Origin of the sequence: Mesorhizobium sp. M7D.F.Ca.US.004.03.1.1, from assembly GCF_003998635.1 — a bacterium.
In the GTDB taxonomy this organism is placed as follows: Bacteria; Pseudomonadota; Alphaproteobacteria; order Rhizobiales; family Rhizobiaceae; genus Mesorhizobium; species Mesorhizobium loti.
The window spans coordinates 1-9280 of the sequence record NZ_RZQG01000159.1; the positions used below are offsets into that span (position 1 = coordinate 1).

Consider the following 9280-nt stretch of genomic DNA (forward strand, 5'->3'; position numbering starts at 1 on the left):
GAGCTGCGTGCCGATGACGATGTCGGCCTCGCCATCGGCGATCGCCTCCAGCTCCAGCCGCAGCCGCCGCACGCCACCCATCAGGTCCGACGACAAGACGATGGTGCGCGCGTCGGGAAAATGCGCCACGACCTCCTCCGCGATGCGCTCGACACCAGGCCCGCAAGCGACCAGATGATCGAGCGTGCCGCATTCCGGGCAAGCCTCGGGGCGACGCTCATTGTGCCCACAATGATGGCAGACCAGCTGGCCGCGAAAGCGATGTTCGACCAGCCAGGCCGAGCAGACCGGGCAGCCGAAGCGGTGGCCACAAACCCGGCACAGCGTCAACGGCGCATACCCGCGCCGGTTGAGGAACAGCAGCGACTGCTCCTTCCTCTCCAGCGTCTGGCGCATCTGGTCGAGCAGCACCGGCGACAGGAAGCCGCCGCGCGCCGGCGGTGCGCGCCGCATGTCGACCGCCTTCAGATGGGGAAGAGCAGCCTCGGCGAAACGGGCAGAAAGAACGGCTCTGTTGTATTTACCTTGGCTCGCATTGACCCGGCTTTCGACCGATGGCGTCGCCGACGCCAGTACGACCGGAAAGCTCCCGATATGGCCGCGCACCACCGCCATGTCGCGCGCATTGTAGAAGACGCGATCCTCCTGCTTGTAAGCAGGGTCGTGCTCCTCGTCGACGACGATCAGGCCGAGCTCCTTGAACGGCAGGAACAACGCCGAGCGCGCGCCGGCGACGACGCGCACGCCGCCCTCCGCCACTTGCCTCCAGACTTTTTCGCGCATCCGCGGCGGCAGGTCGGAATGCCATTCGCCCGGCTTGGCGCCGAAGCGCTGCTGGAAGCGCTCGAGAAAGGCATGCGTCAGCGCGATTTCCGGCAGCAGGATCAGCACCTGCTTGCCCTGGTCGAGCGCGGCCGCCACCGCCTCGAAATAAACCTCCGTCTTGCCCGAACCGGTGACCCCGTCGAGCAGCGCGACGTTGAACACACCGGCTGCGACATTGGCGCGCAGCATCAGCGCCGCGTCGCTCTGGTCCGGCATCAGTTCCGGTATGGCGTAGCTGGAATCGGGTGCGGCCACCACCGGGCGCGGCGGGATCATCACCGTCTCGAACACGCCTTGCGCCCTCAGGCCGTCGATCACCGTCGACGACACGCCGGCGGCATGGGCGAGGCCGGACCGTGTCCAGGCAAGCCCGCCTTCGGCCGTCTCCAGCACGCGCTGCCTGGCGCCCGTCATCCGGTCGGGTGCGAGAAGCGTGCGCTGCAACCCCTCGATCCACGGTTCGGGGTCGAATGCCTCCGGCGCCCTGAGCAGCATGCGCGCCACCATGCCTGGCGGCGACAGCGTGTATTGCGCCACCCAGTCGACGAAGCGGCGCATGGCGCGGTCTATCGGCGGACAGTCGAAGACCTGTTCGATGGGGCGCAGCTTCTTCGCGTCGACCTTCTCGACCGCCCCATCCCAGACGATGCCGGCGACCTGGCGCGGGCCGAGCGGCACGCGCACGATCGAGCCTGGCACCACGCGCATGCCGGCCGGCACGGCATAGGTGTAGGGGCGTTCGGCGGGCATCGGCACCAGCACCGGTGCGGCTGCGACAAAGGGCGAATCTTCGATCATGAGGCGTGACCTTGCCCTGACTTTGGTCTAGATCAAAGGCCGACCCCGAATGTGCATGGCATGCACATAAGAATCTTCAGGAGACCCGCCATGAAATTTTTTGTCGACACCGCCGACATCAAGGATATCCGTGAGCTGAACGATCTTGGACTGCTCGACGGCGTTACCACCAATCCGTCGCTGATCCTCAAATCGGGCGGCAAGATCGCCGAGGTCACCAAAGAGATCTGCGACATCGTCAAGGGCCCGGTTTCGGCTGAAGTCACCGCCACCGAATATTCCGAGATGATGCAGCAGGCCAAGGTTCTGGCCAAGATCGCCGACAATGTCTGCATCAAGGTGCCGCTGACGCTGGACGGCCTCAAGGCCTGCAAGACGATCCGCACCGAGATGAACCGCCTGGTCAACGTCACGCTGTGCTTTTCGGCCAACCAGGCGCTGCTTGCGGCCAAGGCCGGCGCGTCGTTCATCTCACCCTTCGTCGGCCGCATCGACGACATCGGCATCGACGGCATGGAACTGATCCAGGAGATCCGGCAGATCTACGACAATTACGATTTCCAGACCGAGATCCTCGTCGCTTCGGTGCGCACCGTGAACCACGTCAAGCAGGCGGCCCTGATCGGCGCCGATGTTGTTACCGCGCCGCCGGCGACCCTGAAGGCACTGGTCAAGCACCCGCTGACCGACAAGGGCCTGGAACAGTTCCTCGCCGACTGGGCCAAGACCGGCCAGAAGATCGGCTGAGCCGCACCATTTTCAACTAACAAAAAAGGCCGGGTAACCGGCCTTTTTTAATGCACGTCAGACGAAGCCACGCCACCAAAAGAGCTCGCCGATCAATCCGCATTGTCGTCGTCAGGCGCACTCGCCTGCTGGCGCCGGCCCATGATGATTTCGCGTTTGCCGACATGGTTAGGTGTGCCGACCAATCCTTCCTTTTCCATGCGCTCGACGAGGGATGCGGCGCGGTTGTAGCCGATGCCAAGGCGGCGCTGGATGTAGGACGTCGAACACTTCTTGTCGCGCACCACCACCTTGACCGCCTCGTCGTAGATGGCATCGCTGTCTTCGGCTGCAACCGATCCCTTGTCGAAGACCGCGCCCTGGTCGTCTTCGGCCTCTTCCTCATCCTCGTCGGCGATCACGGTTTCCAGATACTCAGGACGACCCTGCGCCTTCAGATGCGCCACCACATGCTCGACTTCGGCGTCGGAAACAAAGGGCCCATGCACGCGCGAAATGCGCCCGCCACCCATCATGTGCAACATGTCGCCCTGGCCAAGCAGTTGTTCGGCGCCCTGCTCGCCCAGGATGGTGCGGCTGTCGATCTTGGATGTGACCTGGAAGGAAATCCGGGTCGGGAAATTGGCCTTGATCGTGCCCGTGATGACATCGACCGAGGGGCGCTGCGTTGCCATGATCAGGTGAATGCCGGCAGCGCGCGCCATCTGCGCCAGACGCTGGATGGCGCCTTCGATCTCCTTGCCGGCGACCATCATCAGGTCGGCCATCTCGTCGACGATGACGACGATGTAGGGCATCGGCGCAAGGTCGATTTCCTGCTGTTCGAAAAGCGGCTCGCCGGTGCCCTTTTCGAAGCCGGTCTGCACCGTCATGACAACCGTCTCGCCCTTGTCGCGGGCAGTAGCGGCGCGCTCGTTGTAGCCGTCGATGTTGCGCACACCGAGCCGCGCCATCTTGCGATACCGGTCCTCCATTTCGCGCACCGCCCATTTGAGCGCGGTGACGGCTTTCTTGGGATCCGTGACGACGGGCGTCAGAAGATGTGGGATGCCGTCATAGACGGAGAGTTCAAGCATCTTGGGATCGACCATGATCAGCCGGCATTCTTCCGGCTTCAGCCGGTAGAGCAACGACAGGATCATGGTGTTGATGGCAACCGACTTGCCGGAGCCGGTGGTGCCGGCCACGAGCAAATGCGGCATCTTCGCCAGCTCGGCGATGACCGGCTCACCCCCGATCGTCTTGCCCAAACAAAGCGCCAGCTTGCAGCTGGTCTTGCGAAAACCCTCCGATTCGATCAGCTCGCGGAAATAGACGGTTTCTCGCGTCTCGTTGGGAAGCTCTATGCCGATGACATTGCGGCCAGGCACGACGGCGACGCGCGCCGAAACAGCAGACATGGAGCGGGCGATATCATCGGCAAGCCCGATGACACGGGAAGATTTGACGCCCGGCGCCGGCTCGAACTCATAGAGCGTGACGACCGGGCCGGGACGAACATGAATGATCTCGCCGCGCACACCGAAATCTTCGAGCACGCTCTCCAACAGATCGGCGTTCTGCTCAAGCCGCTCCTGCGACATGTAGAAGCCTTGTCCCTCCGGGGGCTGCTGCAACAGATCTTCCGGGGGAAGCTCATAAGGATCGCCCGACGTTGATGGCACAATTTTGCCGGTCCGAGGCAGGCGCGAGGAAGGGCGCGCGGCCGTAATCCTGACAGTGGCGTCTACACTTGCGAGGGCCGGCACGGGAACGGCATCGCGCGCCGCAGCGGGGATTGCAGCGGGCTGGGCCTGCAGTGACGCGTTGCTCGCTGGCACTTCGGGCTGAGCGAGAGCCTCGTTCGAGTTAGCCGGCAAAACGTCCGGCAACGGTTTCGAGGCCTGGCTCGGAAGACATTCGATCACACGAAACAGCGAGGTGGCATCGGTCGCTGTCGGCGGACGGATGTCGGCCCGCGCAGCGGCGACAGGCACTGCGGTGACCGGTGCAGGCGGGTTGGCCTGCCGGGCCTGGGACGAAACATCGACCAGATAGGGCGCCATGGCCTCGAAGAAGGCGTGATCCGAAAGATACGGCCAGCGCAGCTTTTCGGGAGCAGCCGGTCTGATCTGGGCGCCCGCAGCGGCAACCGTGCGCGCGGTTGCTCGTCCCGTTGTGGCCGTCCTCGGCGGCGCTGGCGTAACGACTGGCACCTTCTCTCTGGCACCCCCCGAGGGAACGAAAGCCGCAGCCGGCGGTGACGGCCTTTGCGTGGCGGCTCCGCGGCCGGTCAGCGGCTGGGAGGCGGGGCTTTTCACCGATGCCGGCAATGCCAGGAGCGAGGGCGCGGCGGACGCCTCGTCGACCATGGGTTGCGCGACGGCTTGCTGCGTCGGGAGCGCGTCCGCATCGCCTTGCTCGACAACACGCTCGTCCTGCGGACGATGCTTCTTGGCCTCATAGTCGGGCGTGCGGGTGAAACGCACGTTGGGTGCGAGGAAGAAGTATTCTTGCCAGGCAGGGCTTTCGATATCGCCGACTTTCGAGGGCGCGTTGCTCGCCTCCGAGCTACCCCTGGGCTCCATATAGAGCCGCTTGTTGCCGCCGAGATCGACAACCGGCGCGGAATAACCAGCCTGGTGTGTACCGGGCTGCCGGCCATCCAGTCCCTTGTGCGCCGGACGATCGAGAGCGCCTGTCGCTGCTGAAATTCGCTGACCGCCCTTGTCGCTGATGCCGTCGAAACGCTTCCCCTCGGGATCATCGGGCGATGCTGCCATCAACAAATTGACCCGTGAAAAACGCCTGGCTTCCATTCTCAAGACTCACTCTGAAATGTCTGCCGAGCAATAGGGAGCGAGTGGTTAACAGTTGCTTCCCGGATGGATCGCCAACGATCCTTGGGCAGCAAAATCGTCGTGACAGCCTCTGCGAGCGACGCGGCACGATCGTCGTCTCACAGCGCACACGCCGGTGGCGCGATCTGCTCGCTGTGCCATGGAGGAGTCTGATGGTGTATCTTTGCGGCGATGCCGGACGATCTCAATTCGGAACCTGATCGTGATCTCACGATCATCCCGTCATGCTTGGGGCGCTAGACCGATGAGCAGCGCTAGCCAGCCGTCTTGCTGTGCCTGACCAGATCCTGGGCAATGGACAGTTGCAGCGCTTCCGCAAGCTCGCGCGCGGCGCGATTCTCGGCGTCGATCTGCGCCCGGTATGCCGCGAACTCCTGTCGCGGCCTGTCGAAGGACGAGGTGATCGAACGCTTGCCGGATGCGATCACCGCACCGGTCTTCACGTCGGCCAGCGTATAGGTGCCGGTCAGCGTCACGGAACCGGCGGTCGGCTCGTCCTGGTCGGTTCCGACCTGCACGAGTGCCGCGGACTCGACGGCTTCGCTCACGCCGAGATTGAGCGAATAGGCCGGCGAGGCCGGTTCGCCGGCGCCCCGTCCAAACCCGAAAATCAAATTGTTGCGCACCTGTTGGCCGGAACGCGAGCCGACCGGCTTGATGCCGATCGACGCCAGTTCGGCACTGGCGCTGGCCTGCGACCCCGACAGCGGCGCACTCGAATAGAGCGGCCGCACCGTGCAGGCCGAGACAAGCACGAGCGAGCCGACCAGGCCGGCAAGCGCGATGCGACGCAGCAAACGGCTCAGCTCTGTCTTTTCCGGCTCAGGCAACGACATTGACGATCCTCTGCGGCACGATGATCACCTTGCGCGGAGCCTTACCTTCGAGTGCTTTCTGCACGAAGTCGAGAGCCAATACCGCTTTTTCGACCGCACCTTGGTCCGCGTCGCGGGCAATTGTCAAATCCCCCCGCTTCTTGCCGTTGACCTGTACCGGATAGGTGACTTCGTTGTCGACGACCAGCGCCGGATCGAAGACCGGCCACGGCCGTTCGGCGACCAGATCGGCGCCGCCGAGCGTTTCCCAGCACTCCTCGGCCAGATGCGGCATGACCGGCGCGATCAGATGCACGAGAATCTCCACCGCCTGCCGGCAGGCACCTTTCAGCGCTGCATCGGCCTTGCCTTCGGCCACTTCATTAAGCGGCGTGGTCAGCGCGTTGGCCAGTTCGTACATGCGGGCGATGGCGCGGTTGAAAGCGAGCTTCTCGATATCCTCACCGACCGCCTTCAGGATCTTGTGCGCGGCCTTGGAAACCACTGCGGCCTCGCCGCTGCCAGCCGCCCCGGGCTTGATGCCGGCCAGTGTTTCAGCTGCCGTCGACACCAGACGCCAGATGCGCTGGATGAAGCGATGCGCGCCGGCAGCGCCATCGTCGGTCCATTCGACATCGCGCTCGGGCGGCGAATCCGACAGCATGAACCAGCGCGCCGTATCCGCGCCGTAGCCATCGGTGATGTCTTCCGGGCTCACCGTGTTCTTCTTCGACTTCGACATCTTTTCCAGCGGGCCGATGGTGACGGTCTCGCCGGTGGCGATGTCGATGGCGCTGCGCTTGCCGTCGACATCCTCCAGCCGCACCTCGGTGGGCGCCAGCCAGCGGCCATTCGACGCCGAGCCGACGCGATAGGTTTCGTGCACCACCATGCCTTGCGTAAACAGGCCCTTGAACGGCTCGGCCAGATCGACATGGCCGGTCTCACGCATGGCGCGGGTGAAGAAGCGCGAATAGAGCAGGTGCAGGATCGCATGCTCGATGCCGCCAATATACTGGTCGACCGGCAGCCATTCATTCGCCGCCTTGGGATCGGTCGGTTCATGCGCCCACGGTGCCGTGAAACGGGCAAAGTACCAGGACGAATCGACGAACGTGTCCATCGTGTCGGTTTCGCGCCGCGCATCCCCACCGCATTGCGGGCATTTCACATGCCGCCATGTCGGATGCCGGTCGAGCGGATTGCCCGGCCGGTCGAAATCGACATCGTCGGGCAGCTTGACCGGCAGGTCGGCCTTCGGCACCGACACCACGCCGCAATCCTCGCAATGGATCATCGGGATCGGGCAGCCCCAGTAGCGCTGGCGCGAAATGCCCCAGTCGCGCAGGCGGAAATTCACCTTGCGCTCGGCCATCGGCCGGTTGCCGATGGTCTTCTGCTCCAGCAGTTTCGCCACCTCGTCGAAAGCCTGATCCGGCTTCATGCCGTCGAGAAAGCGCGAATTGATCATCACGCCGTCGTCGACATAGGCTTCATCGATGATCTGGAAGCTCGCCGGATTCTCGCCCTCCGGCATCACCACTGGAATCACCGGCAGGCCGTATTTGTTGGCGAAGTCGAGGTCGCGCTGGTCGCCCGACGGGCAGCCGAAGATGGCGCCGGTGCCGTATTCCATCAGCACGAAGTTGGCGACATAGACAGGCAGCGTCCAGCTGTCGTCAAACGGATGGACGACGCGGATACCGGTGTCAAAGCCCTTCTTCTCAGCCGTCTCCAGCGCCGCCACCGAGGTGCCCATATGGCGGACTTCCTCAATGAACTTAGCCAGCGCCGGATTGCTCTCGGCGGCTTTTTTGGCCAACGGGTGATCGGCGGCGACAGCCATGAAGGAAGCGCCGAAAATGGTGTCGGGCCTTGTCGTATAGACTTCCAGCTCATGCTCGCCGCCGGAGGCGGTGGCCAGAGGCCAGCGGATCAGCAGGCCTTCCGAGCGGCCGATCCAGTTCTGCTGCATCAGCTTCACTTTTTCCGGCCATTCGTCGAGCCCGTCGAGCGAATCCAGCAAGTCCTGCGCAAAGTCGGTGATCTTGAAGAACCACTGCGTCAGTTCGCGCTGTTCGACCAGCGCGCCCGAGCGCCAGCCGCGCCCGTCGATGACCTGCTCGTTGGCAAGCACCGTCATGTCCTCCGGGTCCCAGTTGACCTTGGAGGATTTGCGCGTCACCAACCCCTTCTCGACGAAATCGAGGAACAGCATCTGCTGGCGGTGATAGTAGTCGACGTCGCAGGTGGCGAATTCGCGCGCCCAGTCCAGCGACAGGCCCATGACCTTGAGCTGCTCGCGCATGGTGGCGATATTCTGGTAGGTCCATTCCTTGGGGTGGACCTTGTTCTGCATCGCCGCGTTTTCGGCCGGCATGCCGAATGCGTCCCAGCCCATCGGGTGCAGCACGTTGAAACCCTTGGCCCGCTTGTAGCGCGCCACCACGTCGCCCATCGTGTAGTTGCGGGTGTGGCCGATATGGATGCGCCCCGACGGATAGGGGAACATCTCCAGCACGTAGTATTTCGGGCGCGGATCGTCATTATGCGCCTCGAACAGCTTCTTGGCGTCCCAGGCCTTCTGCCATTTGGGCTCTGACGCGCGTGGATTGTATCGTTCGGTTGCCATGGGACGTTTTTCACTTAAAAGCATGCGCGAACTGCGGGCGACGGCTCGGCAGTTCAGGGAATGTGGTCCGGGTGTTCACCATGGTTTGGCAAACCCGTCAACCATATGGGTATCGCGTCTGACAAAAACGCCGGTCAAAACAGCAGGATTTGCATATGGGCGATGTCGTTCAGCAGTTTTTCGCGGTCAAGGCGAAGATCGCCGTAGCGGAGCAGGAGGCCGGGCGGGATGCCGGCGCGGTGACGCTGGTCGCGGTTTCCAAGACCTTTGACGCCGCCGACATAGACCCGGTCATCGAGGCCGGCCAGCGCATCTTTGGCGAGAATCGCGTGCAGGAAGCGCAAGGCAAATGGCCTGATCTGAAGGACGCATTTCCGGATATCGAACTGCATCTGATCGGCCCGCTGCAATCCAACAAGGCGAAAGAGGCGGTGGCGCTGTTCGACGTCATCGAAACGGTCGATCGCGAGAAGATCGCCGCCGAACTCGCCAAGGAAATCGCCAGGCAGGGCCGGGCACCAAGACTCTATGTCCAGGTCAACACCGGCTCCGAACCGCAGAAAGCCGGCATCGAGCCACGCGAGGCGGTGGCTTTCGTCGCCCGCTGCCGCGATGTGCATGGC

Annotated in this window: 6 protein-coding genes; 2 read left to right on the forward strand and 4 right to left on the reverse strand. The window is 63.5% G+C overall.

Going from position 1 to position 9280, the window contains the following annotated elements; translation table 11 throughout:
• The coding region (priA, locus tag EN935_RS12065) for a primosomal protein N' (RefSeq protein ID WP_127373337.1) at nt 1-1623 on the reverse strand (1623 nt) is incomplete at its 3' end.
• A 90-nt stretch (nt 1624-1713) separates the two neighbouring features.
• Here priA and fsa point away from each other — a divergent pair.
• Entirely contained in the window at nt 1714-2370 is a 657-nt protein-coding gene (gene fsa, locus EN935_RS12070) for a fructose-6-phosphate aldolase (RefSeq protein WP_126066792.1), read from the forward strand.
• Between the two features lie 92 nt (nt 2371-2462).
• On the opposite strand, the gene EN935_RS12075 is transcribed toward fsa, so the two are convergent.
• The 3 genes from EN935_RS12075 to leuS all read right to left on the reverse strand — a co-directional run bounded on the left by EN935_RS12075 (nt 2463) and on the right by leuS (nt 8657).
• Complete coding sequence (locus EN935_RS12075) at nt 2463-5168, reverse strand: DNA translocase FtsK (protein ID WP_127373338.1); 2706 nt, start codon at nt 5166-5168, stop codon at nt 2463-2465.
• A 296-nt stretch (nt 5169-5464) separates the two neighbouring features.
• Nucleotides 5465-6046 carry an LPS assembly lipoprotein LptE gene (lptE, locus tag EN935_RS12080; protein ID WP_127266000.1) on the reverse strand — a complete coding sequence of 194 codons (582 nt, stop codon included), beginning with the start codon at nt 6044-6046 and terminating at the stop codon, nt 5465-5467.
• Entirely contained in the window at nt 6033-8657 is a 2625-nt protein-coding gene (leuS, locus tag EN935_RS12085) for a leucine--tRNA ligase (protein WP_127373339.1), read from the reverse strand. The genes lptE and leuS overlap by 14 nt, the downstream gene beginning before the upstream one ends.
• Nucleotides 8658-8812: 155 nt before the next feature.
• On the opposite strand from leuS, the gene EN935_RS12090 reads away from it, so the two are divergent.
• The coding region (locus EN935_RS12090; RefSeq protein ID WP_127373340.1) for a YggS family pyridoxal phosphate-dependent enzyme at nt 8813-9280 on the forward strand (468 nt) is incomplete at its 3' end.

Coding starts and splice junctions, on each gene's coding strand:
- fsa (WP_126066792.1), top strand. CDS start 1,714: ATGAAATTTTTTGTCGACACCGCCGACATCAAGGATATCCGTGAGCTG.
- EN935_RS12075 (WP_127373338.1), bottom strand. CDS start 5,168: ATGGAAGCCAGGCGTTTTTCACGGGTCAATTTGTTGATGGCAGCATCG.
- lptE (WP_127266000.1), bottom strand. CDS start 6,046: ATGTCGTTGCCTGAGCCGGAAAAGACAGAGCTGAGCCGTTTGCTGCGT.
- leuS (WP_127373339.1), bottom strand. CDS start 8,657: ATGGCAACCGAACGATACAATCCACGCGCGTCAGAGCCCAAATGGCAG.